Below are 21,792 nucleotides of genomic sequence, written 5' to 3'. Positions count from 1 at the left end.
TGGCTCGAATTCCTTTTCAGTGCACCCGTAACCGGGGCATCAAGGGGCCTTTCCTACCATCTTGTCGCCGGATGTCAAAACCCGGCGAGGCGATGCAGGTTTTCCAGGAGGTTATCGACCCGTGCCGCGTCGGCCGGACCGGCCAGTGTCGCGGCTTGGTGGCCTGCCAGTTGATGGAGCCAGGCGCTGAGTCCTGCGGGGCAGCGCGCCTCGATACCGGACGCTACCTGCCGGGATGCCTTTCCCGCCTCATGCAGCCAGAGCTCTCCTTCCCTGAGCTGGGCACTGCCGGCCTCCCCGTCAAGACGCAGGTCAATGCGCGGTCCGCGCAGCACGGTGCCGGCCCTCAGGGTAACCAGCGCGCCGGCATGGGGGCCGCCCACCACACGCAGCAGGGCACTGCCCTGGCAATCCGAACCGGCACCATCACCCTCAAGCGCGCAGGCCAGCGGCTCCAGCGGGCCGCCGATCCAGCCGGCAAGGTCGATCAGATGCACGGCAAGGTCGCCAAAACCGCCATGGCCCATGCGGGCACGGTCCAGCAGGGCAGGCCATGCCTTGAGCCCGCCTTCCAGCAGGCCGGGATGCTGGTAACAGAAGGTGACATGTCGCAGCCGCCCGAGCGTGCCGTCCTCGCTCCAGCGCCGGAGCTGCTGCACTGCCGGCACGGCGCGGAAGAAATAGTCCATCGCCACCGGCAGGCCGCTTGCCTGAAGCCGCGCGGCCAGCCGGGCACCGCCTTCGGCGCCGATCCCCAGCGGCTTTTCGAAAAAGAGGGCACCGGCCCTGCCGATTGCGGCCTCCACCAGCCTTTCATGCGAGCGCGTGTCGCTGGCGATTACCCAGAGGTCGGCGGCTGGCAGGGCCGCAAGGTCGGTTGTGACAGGGAGGCCCAGCCTCTCCGCCCAGGGCGCGGCGAGGGCGGGGTCGTCGTCCCAGACAGCAATCGGCCGCGCTGCCGGATGGTCCAGCAGCACGGCCGTAAAGTCGCGCACATGAATATGGGCGCAGCCGGCAATAACGGCGCTGAGGCGCCGCTCAGCCACGCGCTTTGCGTACGCCGCCGGCAAGCTCCGCCACGGCGCCAAGCACGCCGTCGACGAGACCGGCCTTCGGCTTGCCCGCATCATCGAGCCCGCCGGCAACCCTGGCCACCAGCGCCGAGCCGACGACGGCGGCATCCGCCGAGCGGGCGACGTCGCCGGCCTGAGCGGCCGTCTTGATGCCGAAACCAACAGCGACCGGCAGATCGGTATGGCTCTTGAGGCGGGCGACGGCGGCATCAATGTCGGTCGCCTGCGCCGAGCCGGCGCCGGTAATGCCGGTGATGGAGACGTAGTAGACGAAGCCGGAGGTATTGGTCAGCACCTTGGGCAGACGCTGGTCATCCGTCGTCGGGGTGGCGAGGCGGATGAAGCTGAGCCCGGCGGCAAGCGCGGGCTTGCACAGCTCGTCATCTTCTTCCGGCGGCAGGTCGACGATGATGAGCCCGTCGATGCCGGCGGCGCGCGCATCGGCGAGGAAGCGGTCGACCCCATAGCTGTAGATGGGATTGTAGTAACCCATCAGGATGATCGGGGTCGTTACATCGCCTTCACGGAAGGCGCGCACCTGCTGGATTGTCTTGGCCAGTGTCTGCCCGCCGGCAAGGGCGCGCAGGCCGGCAGCCTGGATGGAGGGGCCGTCGGCCATCGGATCGGTAAAGGGCAGGCCCCATTCGATGATGTCGGCGCCGGCACCGGGCAGGCCCTTGAGCAGGGCAAGCGAGGTTTCGTAATCGGGGTCGCCGGCCATCAGATAGGTGACGAGGCCGGAGCGGCCCTCGCGCTTCAGCGCGTCAAAGCGGGCACGGATGCGGGCTTCACCGCCAGCGATATTGTCAGCGCTCATATTTCGACCCCCAGCGCCTTGGCGACAGTGAAGATGTCCTTGTCGCCACGTCCGCTAATATTGACGACCACGATCTGATCCTTGCCCATCTTCGGCGCGCGCTTCAGCAGCTCGGCGATGGCATGGGAAGATTCCAGGGCCGGAATGATGCCTTCCAGTTCGCTGCACAGCTTGAAGGCGTCGAGCGCTTCCTGGTCGGTAATTGGCGCATATTCAACGCGCTTGGTATCGGCAAGCCAGGCATGCTCCGGCCCGATACCCGGATAGTCGAGGCCGGCGGAGATGGAGTGCGCTTCCTCGATCTGGCCGTCGCCATCCTGCAACAGGTAGGTGCGGTTGCCGTGCAGCACGCCCGGGCGGCCGCCGGCAATGGAGGCGGCGTGGCGCTTGTCGAGGCCTTCGCCGGCCGCTTCCACACCCACGATCTCGACATTCTGGTCATCGAGGAAGGGGTGGAACATGCCGATGGCGTTGGAGCCGCCGCCCACGCAGGCAATCAGCAGATCGGGCTGGCGGCCTTCGGCCTCCATGATCTGGCTCTTGATCTCGTTGCCGATCACCGACTGGAAGTCACGCACCAGCTCCGGATAGGGATGCGGGCCGGCAGCGGTGCCGATGATGTAGAAAGTGTCCGCGACGTTGGTGACCCAGTCACGCAGCGCCTCGTTCATCGCATCCTTGAGCGTGGCCGCGCCGGAAGTGACCGGGGTAACGCTGGCGCCCAGCAGGCGCATGCGGAAAACGTTGGGCTTCTGCCGCTCCACATCCACCGCACCCATATAGACGGTACAGGGCAGGTTGAAGCGGGCGCACACGGTGGCCGTTGCCACACCATGCTGGCCGGCGCCGGTCTCGGCGATGATGCGCGTCTTGCCCATGCGGCGGGCAAGCAGCATCTGGCCGAGGCAGTTGTTGATCTTGTGCGCGCCGGTGTGGTTCAGCTCCTCGCGCTTGAAATAGATCTTGGCGCCGCCGAGGTGTTTCGTCATCCGCTCGGCGTAATAGAGCGGGTTCGGCCGGCCGACATAGTGCTTGAGGAAATGGTCCATCTCGGCCTGGAAGGCCGGGTCGGCCTTGGCGGCACGATAGGCGCCTTCAAGCTCCAGGATCAGCGGCATCAGCGTTTCTGCCACATAGCGGCCGCCATAGATGCCGAAATGCCCGTGCTCGTCGGGACCGCTGCGATAGGTGTTGAGCTTGCTCATCGTCAATGCCGCCGCTGCCGCATGGGTGGGATTGCGGGTTTTATCGGCTGGCGCCGGCCCGTTTTCCCGAGGGTTTCGCGTTATCCCAGCCGGAACGGGGAGGGTCAAGGCCATGTCGGCGCCCGTTGGGGCGGGCCCAGGCCGGGATATAGCCTTTGGGATAGAGAGAAGCCGAGCCGCGGCGGGGATCGACTCGAAAGCGGAATCGCCTGATCGCAGGAAAAAACACCCGTTAACCAAATTTCAAGCCCGTCAAATTCCACCAAAGATTAAAAACCTAAAGAGCTAATTTAATTTCCGAATTGCTGATTTAATGAGCATTAAAAAAATATGGCATTTTTTTCAAACACAGATGCATCCGTTCTTTTCATAAAAAGTCATTAACTAACCGTTTCGGATAGGCTGGTTTGAAACCGCATTTGAAGATACAGTGCGGGTTGCTTTGGTGCCAAAGGGTGGCAATACGGGTCCGGGCGGTGGAAAACCGATCTTCCGGACACTGGCGATTTGCAATTAAGTAATTGATATAGAGAGATTTATGCCGGTTCAGACCAAACCCTATATCATTCCTTGCGCCAGTGCGTTTCGTGATGCGGTGCTGGCTCTGGCGGAGCAGAAATCGGCGCAACCGGGCGATCTCATCAAGGCCGTCATCCTGACTGTCGGCAGCGAGCGCATTGCAGCGGAGGTTGATCCGGGGGAACCGACGCCGGGCGATCGCGAAGAGGTAACCTTGCAGTCCGGGGCGCAGGAAGGGCGGGTTCTGCGCCGCAAACCCCGGCTGCAGCTCAGGCTTTCCGGCGATCATGACGTGGTTTTCCTGCGCAAGGCGCTGGGCATGGCGCTGTCGCTGGCTGGCCGCTCGCTGGTCATGGATCTACGCGCGGGCGCTGTCCCGGCCCCGGAAAAACGCATCGCCGCACTGGAAGAGCAGGTTGCCGAACTGCGGCAGGTGCTCGACCTGGTGGCCTTTCCGCCGCTGGCAAGCGGCGTTTCCAATCAGGGGGAGGCCCTCTATGTGCTGGGCTTTGCCCCGGGAGAGCGGCCGGAGCTCACGGATATCCGCCGCCGCTTCAAGCAACTTGCCCAGGCACTGCACCCCGACCGCCCCTGGGGCGACAAGCTGCGCATGGGCCAGCTGCTGGATGCGCGAAAACTGCTCGAGAGCTTCCATTAGGGGCGGGCGCCGCCTCCGTCAGTCGAGCTTTGCTGCCGCTTCCAGAAAAGCCCTGATCTTCTCCGGGCTCTTGTGGCCGGGCTTGTCTTCGACGCTGGAGGAAACATCGACGATGCGGGCGCCGGTAAGCCGCACGGCTTCGGCCAGGTTGTCCGGCTTGAGGCCGCCGGCCAGCATCCAGGGTTTTGCCGGTGTGACCTGCTGCATCAGCCGCCAGTCGAAGCTGAGGCCGGTGCCGCCGGGCAGGTGGGTGATGTCGGGTGGTGCCTTGGTGTCGAACAGCAGCATGTCACTGACCGCTTCATAGGCAGGCAGGGGCTGAAGGTCGTCTGCCGTCGCTATGCGTAAGGCCTTCATGACCGGCAGACCGAAGCGGCGGCGAATATCCGCGACCCGCTCCGGCGTTTCGTCGCCATGCAGCTGCAACAGGTTAACGCGGCCCAACTGAATAATTTCTTCTATCAAGTCATCGATAGGATTAACTGTCAAAGCAGTGACTTGAACGTTATCTGGAACCTGATTTGCCAGAGGTTTGGCCTGTTCGAATGTCAAGAAACGCGGCGATTTAGGAAAAAATACCAAGCCGACATAAGCCGCCCCATGCTGAATGGCGGTCTCCATCGCGACCGGATCGGTGATTCCGCAGATTTTGACAGCGACGGGCACGGACTCAGTTTCCTGTTTGTTGCAATGTCAGAACGAAATGGTGCTCTGAAACTTCACCTGAAGCTTCAGAGCACCAGATTTTGTCTTAACCGGCCATTTCGACCGAAATCTTGCGTGCCGAAGCCGCAGGATCCGTGGCTTGCGTAATGGGGCGGCCGATCACGATATAGTCAGCCCCGGCAGAAACCGCCTCGCTCGGGGTCATGATGCGCTTCTGATCCTGCGCCGGAGACCAGCTGGGCCGCACGCCAGGTACCATCAGCACAAAATCCGGTCCGCAGGCCGCGCGGACATTGGCGACTTCGTGCGGTGAACACACGATGCCATCCATGCCGCTCTCCTGAGCCAGGACGGCGAGATTGAGCACCTGCTCCTCCACCCGCGTGCTGACGCCGGTGCGGGAAAGGTCATAATCATCAAGGCTTGTCAGCACAGTAACGGCCAGAAGCTGGGGGCGGCGCACACGCAGGCGCGCGGCCTCTTCCTCCGCTGCCGTGCGGGCAGCGCGCATCATCTCGGCGCCGCCGGCGGCGTGCAGGGTGATGAACTGTGGCTCCAGCGAGGTGACCGAGCGGATGGCGCCGGCCACCGTGTTGGGGATGTCGTGCAGCTTGATGTCGAGGAAGAGCGGCAGGCCGGGTTGACCTTCGCGCACCTTGCGCACGCCTTCCGGCCCGTTGGCCATGAAGAACTCAAGCCCGAGCTTGATGCCGCCGACCTGGCCGGTCACCCGCTCGGCCAGAAAGGCGGCAGTGGGCACGTCACGCGTGTCGATAGCGCAGAAAATGCGAAGATGCGGTGTCATCAAAGCCCTCTCGGTTCAAGCCGTCAAAGGCTGCGCCCTCTGCGGGGTGCCGGTGCCCGGGATCAGCGCCGTCCGGCAGCCCAGCGTGCAAGATCGGCCGGGGCCAGCCCGCCGCCGGCACATTCAGCAATCGCCTGACCCAGCAGGGGGCCAAACTTGAAGCCGTGCCCGGAACAGGCCGCCACCACAAGGCAGCGTGCGGCAAAACGAAGGTGCAGTCTTTCTTCGGGAGCCATGGTGTAGCAGCACCCGCGGGCAGATACCACGCGGTATTGCGTGCCGTCATTGAGCCAGCCGGCAAAGGCGCCCATCACATCGGCCACGATTTCAGCGCCTGCGGGGGCAAGTGCGGCCTCCGGCCCGGTGGCAGGGCGCGCCAGATCGGGTATGGCGAACTTCAAACCGGTGCCCACGACCGGCGGAACGGCATATCCGCCGCGTTCGCCGCCCAGATCGATGATGGCAGGAGAGTTTTCCCAGGCGTTGGCATACCCGGTCGGGGCTTCGGCATAAACCAGCGTCTGGCGCCTCGATTGCAGTCCGGGAGGGGCGGAATCCGGCAACAAGCCCGGCAGCCAGCCGCCGGCCGCGGCGATCACGAGGTCCGCGTGGTGCCGGCTGCCGTCGGCCAGTGTGAGTTCGCCGGCAACCGTGTCAATGGCACGGACGCCGGTGTTCTCGTGGAGCCGGACGCCGCGGGCCGCAAGGTGGGCCTGCAGTGCGGCAAGGATGCGCCGGGCCAGCAGCACACCGCCCCAGGGGCTCCAGAGGCCATAGCGTACGCCATCGGTGGAAAGGGCGTGATTGCGCCGCCTGATCTCGTCCAGCGGAAGCGTTTCGGTGGCGGAATCCAGCCCTGCCGCTGTCAGCCGGGCCCGGTCGGTCCAGTCGCCCTCTTCGCGGCACAGGGCAAGCGCGCCGCAGGGGACATAGTGCCGCTCGCCCAGATCCATCCACAGATCGACCCAGGCATCGAAGGCCGCCCGTGCCATGGCCTGATACCCGGCCTCACCGGGATAGAAAGTGCGGATCAGCCGGTGCTCATCGGCGGAAGCCGCCGCCGCATGGCCGATTTCATGCTGTTCGAACAGCTCGACCTCGTGGCCGAGACGGGCGAGTGCCCAGGCCGTGCTGAGCCCATGGATGCCGCCACCGACAATGGCCACACGCATTATCGGCTCCTTGCCGGCAGGGCGACCGGCATCCTCTCTCGGGGCATTCGCGGCGGGATCATGGGGGCGATCTTCGGCAGGAAGGGCGGTACGGCCGAACGGCCGTTACGATAGCCGTACAATAGCGAGCCTTCGCCGGCCCTGTCGCGGGGCTTTTATTAAAATCACCGCCGGGCGGCGAGCAATTCACCAAGCTTTTCCGCCATTTCCTGAAACATCCCGTCCCAGTCGTCCCGGCGATGCTGGCGGAAGAGGCGCAGCGAGGCGTACCAGGGCGTGACTTCGCCGCCGAGGCCCCAGCGCCATTCCGGGACGGCCTTCAGCGCCACCCAGGCCGGTAGGCCAAGCGCGCCGGCCAGATGGGCCATCGCCGTATCGCTGGTGATGAGCAGATCGATCTGGCGCAGCAGCGCGGCGGTATCGGCAAAGGCATTGCCGTCGGCATCGACCCCGTCCGGCAAGTGCTCGACCGTCATGCCCTCCGGCAGGGTCTCCAGCTGCTCCAGCCCGTGGCGCTGCTGGAAGGCGATCAGGCGCACGCCATCCAGGCCGGCAAGCGGCGCTGCTGCTGCCAGCGGATAGGACCGTCCCTTGTCGATTTCCGCGTCCGGATTGCCTTGCCATACGAGGCCGACACGAAAGCCGGGGGAGGGTCCCAAAATACCGCTCCAACGGGCAAGCCGCGCCGGATCGGCGGTCAGATAACTGCGCGGCAGCGGCAAGGCGGCGGGGTCTGCGCTGAAATGCCGCGGGAGCGAAAGCAGGGGGATATAGCAGTCGGCTGGCGGGTGTGGGGAACTCAGCGGGTGCAGTATCAGTTTCTCCCGAAAGCCCCCCAGCAGCGCGACCATCCTGGGATCGCATACCAGGATCGGCCGGCAGCTGGCACGGCTTTCAAGCCACGGCACGAAACGCACAAACTGGATCAGATCGCCAAAGCCCTGCTCGGCCAGCACCAGTACGGTTTTACCCGATTCTCCTTGCCACTCCGGCAACTTGACCGGGGCCGGGCGGCTGTCGGGATCACCGAAGCGCCAGGCATAGTCCTGCCAGCCTTCGGTAAAGCGGCCCATTTGCAGGAGAGCCATGCCGCGGCTGTAACGGGCGGTGCTGTAGGTGGGCCGGGCCCGCAGCGCGGCATCGTAGGAGCCGAGCGCAAGGTCGGGCCGGCCGAGCGCCACCAGCATGCTGCCGCGGTTGAGGTGCGCCTCGGCAGAAGTGGGGTTGATGCGCAGGACATGGTCGTAAGCCGCCAGCGCCGCTTCGGGTCGGCCGAGATGGCGCAGGGCGTTGCCAAGTTTAAAGGCGGAGTCGGCGTCACCCTGTTGTTCGGCGAGCAGCGATTCGAGCACCGGGATCGCGTCTTGCCAGCGCCGCGCCTCCATCAGGGCGGTTGCCAGCGGGCGACGGGCCGCAGGGTTTTGGGCCGTTTCGGCCTGAAGCGCGGCAATGGCGGCCTCGCTCTCGGACCGGTTTTGCACGGCAGGGGAATGCGTGGACTGATTCACATTTCACCCCCTTGTCAAAGTCAGGAAATCGTATGCCAATCTGTCCTTTAGGATAGGTGATTAGAAGACAAATCGACCAAGGGGACGTGTTGACATGACAGCAACGGATGACCTCAGGGGGAGTTTGGTCTTACCGAACTATGCCGGACAATGGGAAAAGGACATCATCACCCGCGTCATGCGGATGATGGTGGGCGACATTGGTTTGCGCCTGGTATTCGGCCCGGGCGAAGAGGTTCTTCTCGGCAACAGCTATTGCGGCATCACAATGGCGCCGCCGCGCCTCAAGCGCCTTTTCCAGATGCTGTTCCAGCCGAGCCTCGCCTTCGGGGATGGCTATGTCAAAGGCGACTGGCGCCTGGTCGAAGGCGACCTTTATGAGCTTCTGGTGCTGCTGACGAGCCGCAGCCCGACCAAATTCATGCAGATGTACAATACGCTGGCGGATCTGCGCACGCCGGCCTTCCTGATGCGCCATCTGGTCATGCCGCTGCATGCGCGCCGCAACCTGCATGAACACTACAATCTGGACGCCGATTTTTATCATCGTTTCCTTGGCGAATCGATGACCTACTCCTGCGCTTTCTGGGAGCCGGGGACGGAGACGCTGGAACAGGCGCAGCTCAACAAGCTGAACAAGGTTGCCCAGCGCGCCCAGGTTCAGCCGGGTGACCGGGTGCTGGATATCGGGTGCGGCTGGGGCAGGCTCACCCGTTTTCTTGCCACCGACTACGGTGCCGATGCGCATGGCGTGACGGTGACGCCGGGCCAGTTCAAGGAAGCCCAGCGGGTGGCCGGCGAACTGCCCGAGGAGGTGCGCTCCCGCCTGCACTACCACCTCACCGACTATCGCGAGTACCGCAAGGACGAGACGGCGATCTTCGACAAGGTGGTGTCGGTCGGCATGTACGAGCATCTCGGACTCGGCCAGTACCGGCATTATTTCGATACCATCCGGCGGTATCTGGTGCCGGGCGGCCGTGCCGTCATCCACTCCATCGTACGGCCGAAGCCCGGCAAGACGGACGAGTGGATCCACCGCAACATCTTCCCCGGCGGTTACATTCCCGCCGTTTCGGAGATGATTGCTCCGGCGGAGAAGGCCGGCCTCGATATCGAGACCGTCTATGTGCATGAGGGTGAGAATTACCGCCGCACGCTGGAAGTCTGGCGCGAGCGTTTCCACCAGATCTGGCCGGAAATCCGCGGCGGTGCGCGCGATGACGAGTTCTTCCGCCTGTGGGACTTCTATCTGGCCGGCTCTGAATCGGCCTTCGTGCCGGAGGTCGCCAACATGGGCGTAGCGCATCTGGTGATCCGCAAGCCGCGTTACGACAGGTAACCCCGGTATCCGCTGTCGCGGGTAAAAAAGCCGGCCCGGATTTTCCGGGCCGGCTTTTTGTCAGGTGAGGCCCAGCAATGTGCTGACCAGCGCCATGGTCACCACCGAAAGCGCGGTCGAGACGAGGATGGCGGTGGAGGTGGCCGGCACCGCATCACCGCCATAGCGCGCGGCAAAGACATAGACATTGATGCCGGTGGGCATGGCCGCCATCAGTACGGCGGCACCCAGCCAGATGCCGGTAACCCCGAAGACATAGTGAGCGAGCAGCCACACCAGCAGCGGATGCATGATCTGCTTCAGCAGCACCATGATGCCGGCTTGCGGCAGCGAACCTGCAATACGGTACTGGGAGAGCGTGGCCCCCATGGCGAAGGCGGAGGCTGGCACGCCTGCGGAGCCGAGCTGGGAGGCCATGGTGGTGATGACATGGGGCAGGGTGATGCCGGTAAGGCTGACTGCCATGCCGCACACAAGCCCGATGAGGATGGGGTTGGTCGCCAGATCCTTGAGGACGGCACCGACCTGTGCGGCAATGCCGGCCCCGCTGCCATTGCGGAAGCTGACCAGCACGGTGACCAGCGAAAAATAGACCGCCGAATGCACTGAAATCAGCATGAAGACGGCGAGCGAAGCGTCCTTGCCAAGCGTTGCGATGATGAGGGGGATGCCCAGCAGCGCCGTGTTGGAAAAGGCGCTGGTCATGCCCATCAGGGCCTGTCCGTCGATCCTGAGGCCAAAGAAGCGCCGGCCGATGAACATGCCGACAAAGAAGGTGGCAAGGCCGCCGATATAGAAGGAGAGCATGAAGCCCCAGTCGATCTCCTTCGGCAGCCTGGCGCCGGAGAGGCTGGAGAAGAGCAATACCGGTACGGCAAAGGTGAAGCAGAAATTGGCAAGACCGGCGATGTGCTGCTCCTTGAACAGGCCAAAGCGCGCGGCAAGATAACCGAACAGTACCAGCCCGAAGACCGGCAGAATGATGTCGAGAACCATGGGCAGACTTTCGGCGGTGCCGGGGCGGGGCTCGCAATCGGGGCAGGAAACCTGCTACGATAGCTACCGGTCTTTTGGGCCAGTCTTTTGGGAATGCGTCAATGGTCGATAGCCGCCGCACCTCCGTCGGGTCCAGTGCCAGCGAAACCGGCAATGCTTCGCTCGCCGCCGGCGCTGCCGCACGCCGCTCCGGGGCGCCGTCCGATGCGCCGCGGCGCCATCGCGACCGTTTTCCCAGCCTGCAGGAACTGGCATCCCTGATGGTGGACGGCATTCTGCGCCTGCCGCAGCGCTATCGCCGCGGCATGTTCCTCGACGTTATTACCTGACGCAGCCGGCCTTTCTCCTACTTTGGTCTAGGGTTCTTTCATCCAATTGCCAGGCAGATGAGCCGGGCGGCCTTGGTTAGGCTTTTCCTGTACCCCGTCCGCCGTGCCCGGCGGCGTCCGGGGCAGGACCGCATCCCGCGCTAGAGCCAAGGTGACGCCCGATGAGCCCGATCCGCCTTCCCCATGTCATTTCCTCCGCCACCGCCAGATTGCCGCTGACGCCGCTGGCCGCCGGCGGGTCGCGGGCCAGCCTGCTGGTGGCAGCAGGCGCCGGACTTGCCGTTCTTGGTCTTGCCTGGGAAGCGCTGAAGGGCCTCGCCGCCCGGCTCGTGGGCATGAACATGGTGCGTGACGATGTGCTGTCGGCGTTCGCCTTGGCCCTGCTGGTTATCTGCCTTGGCTATTTTGGCTGGCAGGTCTGGGACCGTTTCCAGACCCGGCGGCTTTCTTCAGCCGAGCGCCGCCAGTTGGCGCAGATCGAGGCCGGTCTTTCCCGCGGCGAGTTCACCGCCTATTTCCAGCCGATCTACGACATGAAACGCGGGCGCGTGGTGGCAGCGGAAACGCTGGTACGCTGGATCGACAGCAGCGGCGCCGTGCGCTCCCCGGCCGAATTCATTCCGCTTCTGGAAAAAGCCGGGCGGCTGCATCGCGTCACCCGGCAGATGATTGCCGGCGCGGCGCAGGCTCTGCATTTCTGCGGTGCCGAAGGCGTGGATATCGCCATCTCGGTCAATGTCTCGGCGCAGGATCTGGAGAATATAGACCTTGTCGGTGAAATCGATCAGGCTTGCCGGCAGCTTGGTGTCGACCCGGCCCGCCTCAAGGTGGAGTTGACGGAGACACATTCGCTCCAGCGTATCGACCTTGCCCGCAAGGTGGCCGACGCGCTCGCCGCCCGCGGTATCAGTATCGTGCTGGACGATTTCGGTACCGGCTATGCCTCGCTGCATATACTCGATCTCCTGCCCTTCTCGCAGATCAAGCTCGACCGGTTCTTCGTCTCGCGCATCGCCGACGATCCGATTGCCCTTGCCATCGTCAAGACCAGCCTCAGCCTCGCGGCCTGTATGGGTGCCGAAGTGGTGGCCGAGGGGGTGGAGGACGCCGGTACGGCGGCCCATCTGGCGCAGATGGGCATCCGCTATGTGCAGGGCTTCCATCTCGGCAAGCCTATGCCGCTGCGCCAGTTCCTTCACGTCGCTTCCAGCCAGCGGCTGGCACTTGCCGGCTGAGAAGGTTCAGCCGCCGGCAGCCAGAATGGCGCTCAGCCCTTCCCTGTAGGTGGGGTATATCGGCTGCCAGCCGAGTTCAGTGCGGGCACGGGTGTTGGAGACGCGTCGATTGTCCTGCCAGAAGCTGAGTGCCATCTCGCTGAGGCTCGCCTCGTCAAAGGCAATCTCGGGCGGAGGCGCCATTTCCAGCAGCCCGGCGCCAAAAGCGATGACGTCGGCGTTGGGGGCCGGCTCATTGTCGGCAATGTTGTAGAGGCGTCCCGGCGGCGGCAGGGCCATGGCGGCCAGAACGGCAGCGGCAATATCCTCCACATGGATGCGGCTGAAGACGTGGCCGGGTTTGACGATTCGCCGGGCGGTGCCTTGCCGCAGCTGATCCAGCACACTGCGCCCCGGCCCATAGATGCCGGGCAGGCGGAAGATGTGTGGATCGAGCCCGCTTTGTTGCCATTCCCGTTCGCTTTCCAGCCGGCGGGCCGAGCGCGGGCTGCTGGGGGCCGGGGGCGTTTCCTCATCCACCCGGGCGCCGCCATGGTCACCATAAACGCCGGTGGTCGAGAGATACCCTGTCCAGAGCGCGCCCGCCCGCTCGCGCAGCTGCGTGCTGCATTCCGCCAGCAGCGGGTCGCAGAAACCGGGCGCTCCACCTGTTGCCGACGGCTCGGCCGGAGGGGCCGTCGCTATCAGGTGTGTGACACCGGCAAGCGCCGTATCGGCGGATGAAAATGGCCAGGAGAGCAGTTCCAGCCCGGCAAGGGCCGGATCATCGGTGAGGGAGCCCAGCTTCTCGCGGCGGCGCACGGTGCCTGCAACCTCAACGCCCTGCCGCAGCGCGGCTCGTGCGAGGGCCTTGCCGGTAAAGCCCATGCCGAATATCAGCAGTTTCATCTTTTGCCTTTTTTCGTCCCTTATGGACGGTCATGGTCGGGGCAGCTGATAGTCAGGTGCCACGCGCCGGTCCTTCGGCGCAACCATCCCGACCGTTCTTGTCGCCAATGCCGGCCGCTGTCGCGGCTTTCAGGAAATACCGGAACATGCGTCTTGCCCGCCAATCGCTTCTTGTCCTGACCGTTATGGCAGGCGGCCTGCCTGTGGCCGGCGCCCTGCTGCCGCACGGCGCAAGCGCGCAAGCGATCATTTCGGATCCGGAAACCTGTCGCCGCCGGGCAGAAGCAAGCCCGCAGCAGACCTTGCCGCTTGCCCGCGCGTGGGAAGAGGCCGGCGGCGGCAATGCGGCGCGGCACTGCATCGCCTATGCCCTCAGCCTCAGCGGCGACTGGAGCGGGGCTGCGCATATCTTCTCCTCGCTGGCTGACGAGATGAACGGCTTTTACCGCCAGCATCCGGACAGTGACCTTGCCGGCACCGTGGCGCCGCTCTACGGGCAGGCGGCGCAGGCCTGGTTGCAGGCGGATGAGCCGGAAAAGGCGCTGACGGCAATCGATGCCGCCCTCGCCATCACGCCGAAGGATGAGTCGCTGCACCTCGACCGGCTGGTCGCGCTTGGCAAGTCCGGTGACTATGAGGGAGCGGTGGGGGAGAGCGACAAGGTACTCGATCTCGACCCCAAATCCTCCGATGCCTGGCTCTACCGGGCGGGTGCCCTGCGTGAAATGGGCCTGCCGGACCAGGCGATGGACGCCATCGGCGAGGCGGCAAAGCTGAAGCCCGACGATCCGGCGATCCTGCTGGAACGCGGCTCCATCCGTCGGGCTCTGGGCGATGGCCCCGGAGCGCGGGAAGACTGGCAGAAGGTGCAGGATCTGGCGCCCGGCACGCCGGAGGCTACGCAGGCCGGCAAGAGCCTCTCCATGTTGCGCAAGGGCGGCTAAGGGCTTGATGCTCCTTTAGGTGTCTTTCGGGCGTGCCTGCCTTATTCTTTCGTATCGATATCCCTTCGCACATTTGAGTGTGCGGGCAAGAGCGGTCTTAGTGGCTGCTCATGAAGTCCCCTGTTTCCACTCCGCGACGTCTGGCGCCTGCACTCCTGCTGCTGGCGGCGAGCTTTGTCGTCCTCACTGTCGTTCAGTTTCGCCCGGACCCCAGGGTCGGGGCGGTGGCGGCTGTATTCATGCCGGGCACCTCTGGCCGCGATGCGCTGCTGAAGGTTGTGCAGGCAGGAGGGGAGGCGGTGCGTACCGGACGCGCCGACTTCATCATCATTGCCCGTCCGCAGGACGGTGAAAGTTTCGACACCTTGAAGCAGCGGCTTGCGGTTTCAGGTGCCTTGCTGGTCATCAACCCGCTCGCTCTTGCCGGATGCCTTGGCGAGGACGAGACGCGGCCTGGTTATGCCGCCTGAATGGCGCTGCGTTTGAGGAGGAGCCCATAATGCCGACGGATCTGCTCAGCCTGCGCCGTAAGGCGCACAGCATCATCATGATCATGCTGTGGTGCCATGTGCCACTGCTGCCGCTTATTCCATACTGGCACGGCGCCTCTGTCCTGCCTGTTGCTCTCATGACGCTTGCACTGTGCGTCGTTGCGACCGTGGCGACCCGGATTTGGGGAGCGGGTGAGACGTCCCAGACGGTTGCCGCGGTTGCCCTGGCCTGTATGCCGGCCATTATCGTTTACGCCTTGGCGGGTGATCCCTGGCAGATTGATGCCCACATGTATTTCTTCGCCGTGCTGGCGGTAACCGCGATCTACGCCGATGCGGTTACCGTGCTGGTGGCTGCTGCGGCGATTGCCGTTCACCATCTGGTGCTGAATTTCGTCATGCCGGCCTTTGTTTTCCCCGGGGGCGGGGATTTCATGCGCGTGGTCCTGCATGCTGTCGTGGTGGTTATTGAAACGGCCATTCTGTGCTGGACCTGCTTTACCCTCGCTCGGGCCCTTCGCTCCAGCGCTGATGCGCTTGATGCGGCCCGGCAGTCGATGAGCGAAGCTGAGAAAGCCAACGCCGAGACACGCCGCCTGCGGGAGGCAGCTGACGGGGAAAAGAAGGCCCTTCTGACCCACCTTTCGGAAGATCTGCAGAAGGCAGTTATGGCTGTCGCGGCAGAACTAGAACAGTCGATGGCGCAGTTGCATTCCAGCGCCGACGAGCTGACCAATCGCTCCAAAAACGCGGGTCAGGATGCGTTCCGCGTATCCGAGGCTTCCCATGCTGCAACCGGTGACGTCCAGCAGGTCGCCAGCGCTGCCGAGGAACTTTCCGCTTCGGTCGTCGAGATCACCCGTCAGATTGCCGCCACTTCGAACATCGCCCGTGGCGCCGTGAAGGCGCTGGAAGATGCCAGCGAGACCATGAACGGGCTCGATCGCACCACTCAGCGTGTGGGGGAAGCTGTTTCCCTCATCTCCACCATCGCCGAGCAGACCAATCTGCTGGCACTCAATGCCACCATTGAGGCGGCCCGCGCCGGAGAAGCTGGCAAGGGGTTTGCTGTTGTGGCCAGCGAGGTCAAGAGCCTTGCCGGCCAGACCGCCCGTGCAACGGAAGAGATCGGCGCGCTCATGGACGAGATCAAGGTCGTGGCAGGACAGGCGACAGCCGTCATCTCCACCATCTCGGACTCCATCGCGCGGGTGGATGAAAGTGTGGGGGGTATCGTTTCCGCGGCCGCCAAACAGGACGAGGCAACACGTGAGATCGCCCGCAATGTGCATAGTGCGGCCGATGGCACCGCCGAGGTCAATCGCACGATTACCGCGATCTCGGAGGCAACACAGGACACTGGTCGACAGGCGGAGTCTGTGCGGGATGCCAGCGATATGCTGACCCAGCAGTCGCGCATCCTGCGCGAGACGGTGGACGGTGTCGTTCAGCGACTGCGCGCCGCCTGACGGCCAAGCGGTAACTGCAAAAAGAAAAACGCCCGGAAGCATCAGCTTCCGGGCGTTTTTGTCTGTTCAGAAGTTAGGGCGATCAGGGAGTCTTGGGCTTCTCGTCCTTGTCCCTGCCATGGTGCGGCCGGTCATCAGCGGGCTCTTCAGCCAGCACCAGAACGGCACCGATATTCAGATGCGTCGCGACCGATACTCCGCTGTCGGCCATTTCATTGAAGCGAGCAGCCGAAGGGGCTGCTGCCATTGCGACATGCGACATGCGGGTTGTCGTTTCGGGTTCAAAATTAAGTGTAGCGACGCGAAACTGCCGGCCCGGCAAGGCGTCGTTTAGCGTCTGGCGTTCTTTTTCCGCCTTCGCATAAATCTCAGCCCGCAAGGACGCCCGGGCTTTTTCCATTTCCTCCGGCGTCGGCGTGAAATCGGTATTGGCAACGGCCACCTGCATGCCGGGCTTGCTGGCGGCAGTCGCCTTGTCGGCAAGGCCGCCGAGGGCGGATTCGGGCAGGCGGGCTTCGGCGACAGCAGACCAGCGCTCGAGGCCGGAAGCATCGGAATCGCGGTTGAACTGCACGAAGCGCCAGCCATCCTCGGGCTTGGCGAGGGTTTCGACCGCGGCCAGCATGCGGGCACGCGCATCGCCGGCTTCCGCGCCGGGGAACGCCGCATTGATGGAAACGGTAACGCGCGCCGTCGCGCTTTCCACCCAGCTTTCGGCGCTGAGGCTCAGCGTTACGCTGTCATCGTCATACTGGGCGCGGCTGACCTGGGCCATTGCTGCAGGTGCCAGGCTGAGCGTGGTCGCAGCCAGAGCGAGGGCAAAGGCGCCCTGCCGCAGCCGGGCGGCGGTCAGGTGCGGGAGGAGGGTGCTGGCAAGCTTCATGTCAGAAATCCAGATCCGCGTAATGTTTGGGAGGTGGGGTTCCTGCCAAGGATTCCTGCAAAAGCGGGCGGAAGCTGGGCCGTGATTTGACACGGGCGTACCAGTCCTTGGCGCCGGGGTGTTTTTCCCAGGGCACATCGCCCAGATAGTCGACACAGGAAAGATGCGCCGCGGCCGCCAGATCGGCAAAGCTCAGCTTGTCGCCGGCCAGCCAGTTGCGCCGGTCGGTGAGGAAGGCGATGTAATCGAGGTGGTAATGGATGTTCTGCCCGCCGGCGCGGATGGCGTCGGTGCGTGGAGTGCCGAGGCGCAGGTACCGCTTCAGCAGCTTTTCCCCCACCAGATTGTCGGTCACCTCGCGGGCGAATTTCTGCAGGAACCACACCATCAGGCGCCGGGTTTCGGCACGGTCGATGGCGGTCGGCCCCAGCATGTCGGGATCGGCCCGCGTTTCCTGCAGGAACTCGCAGATCACCTGCGCGTCGGCAATGGCCGCGCCGCCATCTTCCACCAGCACCGGCACTTCGCCGGCCGGGTTGATGGTCAGAAATTCGGTGCGCCGCTCCCAGGTCTTCTCGACCTTGAGCTCGGCCTCTATCCCCTTTTCGGCCAGTGCGAGGCGCACGAGCCGAGAGGCCGCATTGAGCGGGAAGTGAAAGAGCGTCGGCATAACCCCCCGGAAAGCCTCCAATTCCTTCGAGTCTGATTACTCGTCAGCATAGAGCGCCGTCCTACACCCGCGAAGGACAAAACACAAAGGGGGCACGTTGCCGCCCGGCCATGCACTGGAGAGGGGGAGGCTCAGAACCAGCGTTTGCGCCGGAGCCACCACAAGGTGGCAATGCCGGTTGCGATCATGAGCACGCAGACGGCGAGGAAGCCCCAATGCGACTGCGTGCCGGGCAGGCCGCCGACATTCATGCCGAAAACGCCGGTCAGCAGGGTGAGCGGGGCAAAGACCACGGTCACCACCGACAGGATGAAGAGATTGTGATTGCTCTCCTCGCCGATAAGGGCAGCAAGCTCGTCCTGCAGCACCTTGGCACGCTCATGCGCGGCGTCGACATCCTCAAGCTGGCGGGCGGCGTCATCCACCGTCTCGCGCAGATGCCGCAGATCGCCCTCGTCCAGCAGGCCGGCGGGCTGGCGGCTCAGCATTTGCGACAGGGCCCGGCGCTGGGGCACGATGTGGCGGCGAAGGCGCACGGCCTGCCGGCGGACGCGGCCGAGGCGGGCGCGCAGTTCGTCGGTGCGGCCGGCGAGCATCTCGTCCTCGATATCGTCCACACTGTCGGTCATCGCCGCGACCACCGGGTCGAGACTGTCGATCTGGTGTTCCAGCAGGCGGGTGAAAAGTTCGCCGGGGCTCACCGGCGGCTGGCCGCGCTCGATCTCGGTGCGCAGGCGCTTGACCGCCCGCATCGGCCGGCGGCGGATGCTGATGATCCGGGTCTTGTCGATCCAGAGCCTGAGCGAGCCCATTTCGGCCATGTCGCGGCCGAGGTCATACCTCAGGTCCGACAGCACGACGACGATGCCCTTGCCGTAGACCTGCCAGCTTGGGCGGGTCTCGTCCTCCAGCATGGCCTCGAGCGCATCCTCCTCGAGCCCGGAAAAACGCGAGAGCCAGCGGCGCGCCGGTTCGGCGCTGCGGTTGAGGTGAATCCATAAAAGGCCGCTCGCGCGCGGCGCGGGCGGCAGCAGTTCGGCGGTGGGCAGCAGCATTGCCTCTCCTTCGGCGCTGATCGCGAAGGCAAACAGCACGCCGTTGGAGTGATAATCGCCGCTGTGATCCTCTTCGATCAGCAGACGTTGCGTTTCCATCGTGCCGGGCACTATGCGCGCGCAGCATGACAGCGGCGTTACGCCGGCCGCTCCGCTTACCGGTTTTATGAAATTTATGTGTCCGTCACGAAAGGGAAACGCCGGGCTGATACCCCTTTCTGCGTGCATTGCACACGAGTGCAAAGCCGAGTGCAAAAAACCGAACCGACTGCAGAGAGGGAAGGGGATTGAGGATGCTGGAAACCCGACTTGGCCGGCTGGTGCGCCCGGCTCGTCGCGCACTGTGTGTTGCCGCTGTCGCCGCCGCATTTGCCGGCGCCGCCGCACATGCCGAGGAAATGACCGTCTCCGTCTGGGCGGGCGGTACCGGCGATGCCGACATGTATCGTATCGACGCCATCAAGATGGCGGCCGATATCCTGTCCCGGCAGGAAGCCATCAAGGGCCATGAGCTGAAGATCACCGTCGAGGGCAAGCCCTATACCGACTGGGACCAGTTCAAGCAGGCCGTCACGCTCGCCGGTCAGGCCGGCTCCGGGCCGAACATCGTGGTAACGGGCCATGAGGATATCGCGTCCTGGGCCCAGTCCGGCCTTATCGTACCGGTCGAGGATTACCTCGATCTCGACGCCTGGCCGATCAGCGACATCTATCCCAACCTGCTGAAGATCGCGTCCTTCAACGGCAAGATCTACGGCCTGCCGCAGGATGCCGAATCCCGCCCGCTGTTTGGCTGGATCCCGCACCTCAAGAAGATCGGCTACAGCGATAGCGACATCGCCGCCCTGCCGGGCCGCATCGAAAAGGGCGACTACACGCTCTATGACATGCTGAACGACGCCAGGAAGATGCAGGATGCCGGGCTGGTGCAGCCGGGTTACGGCTTCTATCCGCGCGTCTCCAACGGCCCCGACTACTGGCAGTTCTATGTGGCCTTCGGCGGCAAGATGCAGGACGAGAAGACCGGCCGTCTGGAGCTCGACAAGGCGGCGCTGGAGAAGATGTACCAGTTCTTCATCGATGCGGTGAAGATGGGCGTGACCCGCAAGAACCACATCGGTACCCCGTGGGACCAGTGGTACACCGAGGTCGCGACCGGCAAGGCCGGTTTCTGGGATGGCGGCACCTGGCACTATGCCCGCTACACCGGCAAGGAAGGCCTCAAGGACTTCTTCGGCTCGCTGATGTTCTCGCTGATCCCGGCCGGCGAGAAGGGCGGCGTTGCCAACACGCTCACCCACCCGCTGGTCTATCTGGTGACCAAGCAGAAGGATGAGCACCTGCAGGAAGTGGCCTCCCAGCTGGTGGCGATCGCTTCCGAGCCGCGCATCAATGCGCTGCATGCCATCAAGTCCGCCCATCTCGGCATCTCCCGGTCGGAAGCCCATATCGGCTTCTATGCCGACGACCGCTGGACGCGCGAAGCCACCGAGCGGTTGCTGCCGCATGCCGTCGCCATGCCCAACAACACCCATTTCGGCACCTACTGGGATGTGATGTGGAAGGGCCTGCAAACGGCATGGCAGGGCCAGAGCTCGGCCAGCGATGCCGTGAATGCTGTGGCCAGCGAACTGCAGGGCTCGCTGGGCGACGCCATCATCATCAACTGAGCCTCGGGAGCGGGCAGGGCCAGTGTATGTGGACACCGGTCCTGCCCCTTTTCCCGCATGCGCCGCAGGGAGGAATTGCCGATGGGCAGTTCACGCCGGCTGGGTCTTCTGTTTCTGGCACCGGCTTTTGTCATGGTGGTGCTGTTCTTTTTCGCTCCTACGGTGCTGACGGGCGTTTTTTCCTTCACCACCATGAGCACCTCGACCGGCATTTATGGCGGTGACTATTTCGTCTCCGAAGATGCGCTGCGCCGTCTGGCCAGCGAGGGTGAGGACCAACTGGCGCAGCAGTTGGCGGGCACCAGCTACAAGATCGACTCTGCCGGCATTGAGGCCGTGCGGGTGGGCGAAGGCGGGGCCGCGCTGGCGGACGAGATCGCCGCGACGCTCGCGGGGCAGCATTTTGCCGACCAGCGCGAGGCGGAACGGGCGATCAAGGATCTGAATTCCCGCCCGCGCTCCATCCGGGCCCTGAAGGCTGTTGTCGAACAGTTTCGCCGCTCGGTAGCCGGGGCGCGTTTTGCCGACAAGGCCGGGCTTTATGCCGCGGTGGAAGGCGCCGGGATTACGCTGGATGAGGCGCAGAAGGAGGCGCTTGCCGGGGCGAGCTGGTCCGGCTGGCACTGGACGGTGCAGAACTTCAAGCGCATGGCGACGACGCCGGACAATGCCCGCATCCTTATCAACACCATCCTTTATGTCGGGGTAACGCTGGCGCTCTTCCATGTCGGGTTCGCGCTGGTGATCGCCATCGCCAGCCATTACCTGTCCGAAACGGCGTCCGGTATCTTTCGCGGCATCTGGCTTTTGCCCCGCATCACTCCGTCAGTGCTGTTTGTGCTGCTGTGGAAGTGGCTTGCCTGGGATACCGGCTTTATCAGCCGCATCGCCGCCCTCTTCGGTGCCGCGCCGCGTAACTGGATGCTCGATACAGCGGCCCACGCCTGGGTCTTTGTTGTGCTGATCAACGGCTTTGTCGGCGCGTCGATGGGCATGCTCATCTTCTCCAGCGCCATCAAGGCCATCCCGGCACCGCTGTTCCATGCCGCCGAGGTGGATGGCGCCAGCCACTGGCAGCAGATCCGCTTCATCATCCTGCCGCAGCTGCGCTGGCCCATCCTGTTTGTCGCCTGTTACCAGACCCTGTCGCTGCTGGCCTCCTACGAGCAGATTCTGCTCTCCACCGATGGCGGTCCCGGCCGGGTGACGGAAGTGTGGTCGCTCGCCGCCTATCACAGCGCGCTGCAGAATTATGCCGGCAACCTGCTCTATGGCTACGGCGCCGCGCTTGCGCTGGTGCTGGTGGTCATCGGCGTCATCGCCTCCCTGCTTTTCCTGCGCCTCTTCCGCTTCAAAGAGCTGGTTACCCAGCCGCGCATCGAGATCTGAGGGAGGCG

At 64.2% G+C, this 21,792-nt stretch carries 21 protein-coding genes; 9 read left to right on the top strand and 12 right to left on the bottom strand.

Features of this window, described 5'->3' with window-relative positions; translation table 11 throughout:
* Window positions 1–74: 74 nt before the first annotated feature.
* Genes QTL98_RS00555 through trpB form a run of 3 tightly spaced genes read right to left on the bottom strand, consistent with a single transcriptional unit; the run spans window position 75 to window position 3,095 of the window.
* Window positions 75–1,046: a Gfo/Idh/MocA family protein gene (locus QTL98_RS00555; protein ID WP_445680289.1), complete on the bottom strand. Its 972-nt coding sequence runs from the start codon at window positions 1,044–1,046 to the stop codon at window positions 75–77.
* The gene (trpA, locus tag QTL98_RS00550) at window positions 1,039–1,890 is read right to left on the bottom strand and encodes a tryptophan synthase subunit alpha (RefSeq protein ID WP_445680288.1); all 852 of its coding nucleotides are present in this window, start codon (window positions 1,888–1,890) and stop codon (window positions 1,039–1,041) included. The genes QTL98_RS00555 and trpA overlap by 8 nt, the downstream gene beginning before the upstream one ends.
* Window positions 1,887–3,095, bottom strand: a complete 1,209-nt coding sequence (gene trpB, locus QTL98_RS00545; protein ID WP_445680287.1) for a tryptophan synthase subunit beta — start codon at window positions 3,093–3,095, stop codon at window positions 1,887–1,889. The genes trpA and trpB overlap by 4 nt, the downstream gene beginning before the upstream one ends.
* A gap of 538 nt (window positions 3,096–3,633) precedes the next feature.
* On the opposite strand from trpB, the gene QTL98_RS00540 reads away from it, so the two are divergent.
* Window positions 3,634–4,272 carry a hypothetical protein gene (locus QTL98_RS00540; RefSeq protein ID WP_445680286.1) on the top strand — a complete coding sequence of 213 codons (639 nt, stop codon included), beginning with the start codon at window positions 3,634–3,636 and terminating at the stop codon, window positions 4,270–4,272.
* Between the two features lie 18 nt (window positions 4,273–4,290).
* Here QTL98_RS00540 and QTL98_RS00535 read toward each other — a convergent pair whose 3' ends face one another.
* From QTL98_RS00535 to QTL98_RS00520, 4 genes are all read right to left on the bottom strand, one after another.
* A complete protein-coding gene (locus tag QTL98_RS00535) occupies window positions 4,291–4,938 on the bottom strand; it encodes a phosphoribosylanthranilate isomerase (RefSeq protein WP_445680285.1) in 648 nt (215 codons plus the stop codon).
* An 85-nt stretch (window positions 4,939–5,023) separates the two neighbouring features.
* Window positions 5,024–5,743: an orotidine-5'-phosphate decarboxylase gene (gene pyrF / locus QTL98_RS00530; protein WP_445680284.1), complete on the bottom strand. Its 720-nt coding sequence runs from the start codon at window positions 5,741–5,743 to the stop codon at window positions 5,024–5,026.
* Window positions 5,744–5,805: 62 nt separating this feature from the next.
* The gene (locus QTL98_RS00525) at window positions 5,806–6,915 is read right to left on the bottom strand and encodes an NAD(P)/FAD-dependent oxidoreductase (protein WP_445680283.1); all 1,110 of its coding nucleotides are present in this window, start codon (window positions 6,913–6,915) and stop codon (window positions 5,806–5,808) included.
* Window positions 6,916–7,079: 164 nt separating this feature from the next.
* A complete protein-coding gene (locus QTL98_RS00520; RefSeq protein ID WP_445680282.1) occupies window positions 7,080–8,423 on the bottom strand; it encodes a tetratricopeptide repeat protein in 1,344 nt (447 codons plus the stop codon).
* A 124-nt stretch (window positions 8,424–8,547) separates the two neighbouring features.
* On the opposite strand from QTL98_RS00520, the gene QTL98_RS00515 reads away from it, so the two are divergent.
* Window positions 8,548–9,765, top strand: a complete 1,218-nt coding sequence (locus QTL98_RS00515) for a class I SAM-dependent methyltransferase (RefSeq protein WP_445680281.1) — start codon at window positions 8,548–8,550, stop codon at window positions 9,763–9,765.
* 60 nt (window positions 9,766–9,825) lie between these two features.
* Here QTL98_RS00515 and QTL98_RS00510 read toward each other — a convergent pair whose 3' ends face one another.
* The gene (locus QTL98_RS00510) at window positions 9,826–10,761 is read right to left on the bottom strand and encodes an AEC family transporter (RefSeq protein ID WP_445680280.1); all 936 of its coding nucleotides are present in this window, start codon (window positions 10,759–10,761) and stop codon (window positions 9,826–9,828) included.
* Window positions 10,762–10,862: 101 nt separating this feature from the next.
* On the opposite strand from QTL98_RS00510, the gene QTL98_RS00505 reads away from it, so the two are divergent.
* On the top strand, window positions 10,863–11,090 hold the full coding sequence (locus QTL98_RS00505) for a hypothetical protein (RefSeq protein ID WP_445680279.1): 228 nt from the start codon (window positions 10,863–10,865) through the stop codon (window positions 11,088–11,090).
* Between the two features lie 161 nt (window positions 11,091–11,251).
* Complete coding sequence (locus QTL98_RS00500) at window positions 11,252–12,325, top strand: EAL domain-containing protein (RefSeq protein WP_445680278.1); 1,074 nt, start codon at window positions 11,252–11,254, stop codon at window positions 12,323–12,325.
* Between the two features lie 6 nt (window positions 12,326–12,331).
* Here QTL98_RS00500 and QTL98_RS00495 read toward each other — a convergent pair whose 3' ends face one another.
* Window positions 12,332–13,213, bottom strand: coding sequence for an SDR family oxidoreductase (locus QTL98_RS00495; protein ID WP_445680277.1), 882 nt, complete (start codon window positions 13,211–13,213; stop codon window positions 12,332–12,334).
* A gap of 146 nt (window positions 13,214–13,359) precedes the next feature.
* Here QTL98_RS00495 and QTL98_RS00490 point away from each other — a divergent pair, with 146 nt between their 5' ends.
* From QTL98_RS00490 to QTL98_RS00480, 3 genes are all read left to right on the top strand, one after another.
* A complete protein-coding gene (locus QTL98_RS00490; RefSeq protein ID WP_445680276.1) occupies window positions 13,360–14,157 on the top strand; it encodes a tetratricopeptide repeat protein in 798 nt (265 codons plus the stop codon).
* A gap of 110 nt (window positions 14,158–14,267) precedes the next feature.
* Entirely contained in the window at window positions 14,268–14,627 is a 360-nt protein-coding gene (locus QTL98_RS00485; RefSeq protein ID WP_445680275.1) for a hypothetical protein, read from the top strand.
* Window positions 14,628–14,656: 29 nt separating this feature from the next.
* Window positions 14,657–16,117, top strand: a complete 1,461-nt coding sequence (locus tag QTL98_RS00480) for a methyl-accepting chemotaxis protein (protein ID WP_445680274.1) — start codon at window positions 14,657–14,659, stop codon at window positions 16,115–16,117.
* Between the two features lie 82 nt (window positions 16,118–16,199).
* On the opposite strand, the gene QTL98_RS00475 is transcribed toward QTL98_RS00480, so the two are convergent.
* From QTL98_RS00475 to QTL98_RS00465, 3 genes are all read right to left on the bottom strand, one after another.
* Window positions 16,200–17,000: a hypothetical protein gene (locus QTL98_RS00475; protein WP_445680273.1), complete on the bottom strand. Its 801-nt coding sequence runs from the start codon at window positions 16,998–17,000 to the stop codon at window positions 16,200–16,202.
* Between the two features lies 1 nt (window position 17,001).
* Complete coding sequence (locus tag QTL98_RS00470) at window positions 17,002–17,670, bottom strand: glutathione S-transferase family protein (protein WP_445680272.1); 669 nt, start codon at window positions 17,668–17,670, stop codon at window positions 17,002–17,004.
* 131 nt (window positions 17,671–17,801) lie between these two features.
* Window positions 17,802–18,824, bottom strand: a complete 1,023-nt coding sequence (locus QTL98_RS00465; RefSeq protein WP_445680271.1) for a CorA family divalent cation transporter — start codon at window positions 18,822–18,824, stop codon at window positions 17,802–17,804.
* 194 nt (window positions 18,825–19,018) lie between these two features.
* On the opposite strand from QTL98_RS00465, the gene QTL98_RS00460 reads away from it, so the two are divergent.
* Together QTL98_RS00460 and QTL98_RS00455 are read left to right on the top strand one after the other, a co-directional pair.
* Window positions 19,019–20,395: an extracellular solute-binding protein gene (locus QTL98_RS00460; RefSeq protein ID WP_445680270.1), complete on the top strand. Its 1,377-nt coding sequence runs from the start codon at window positions 19,019–19,021 to the stop codon at window positions 20,393–20,395.
* Between the two features lie 81 nt (window positions 20,396–20,476).
* On the top strand, window positions 20,477–21,784 hold the full coding sequence (locus QTL98_RS00455) for a carbohydrate ABC transporter permease (RefSeq protein ID WP_445680269.1): 1,308 nt from the start codon (window positions 20,477–20,479) through the stop codon (window positions 21,782–21,784).
* The last annotated feature ends 8 nt before the right edge of the window (window positions 21,785–21,792 follow it).

Source organism: Radicibacter daui, assembly GCA_030657355.1.
Taxonomy (GTDB): Bacteria; Pseudomonadota; Alphaproteobacteria; order Radicibacterales; family Radicibacteraceae; genus Radicibacter; species Radicibacter daui.
Note: the sequence above shows the minus strand (reverse complement) of the source record. Positions and strands in the feature narration are given on the sequence as shown.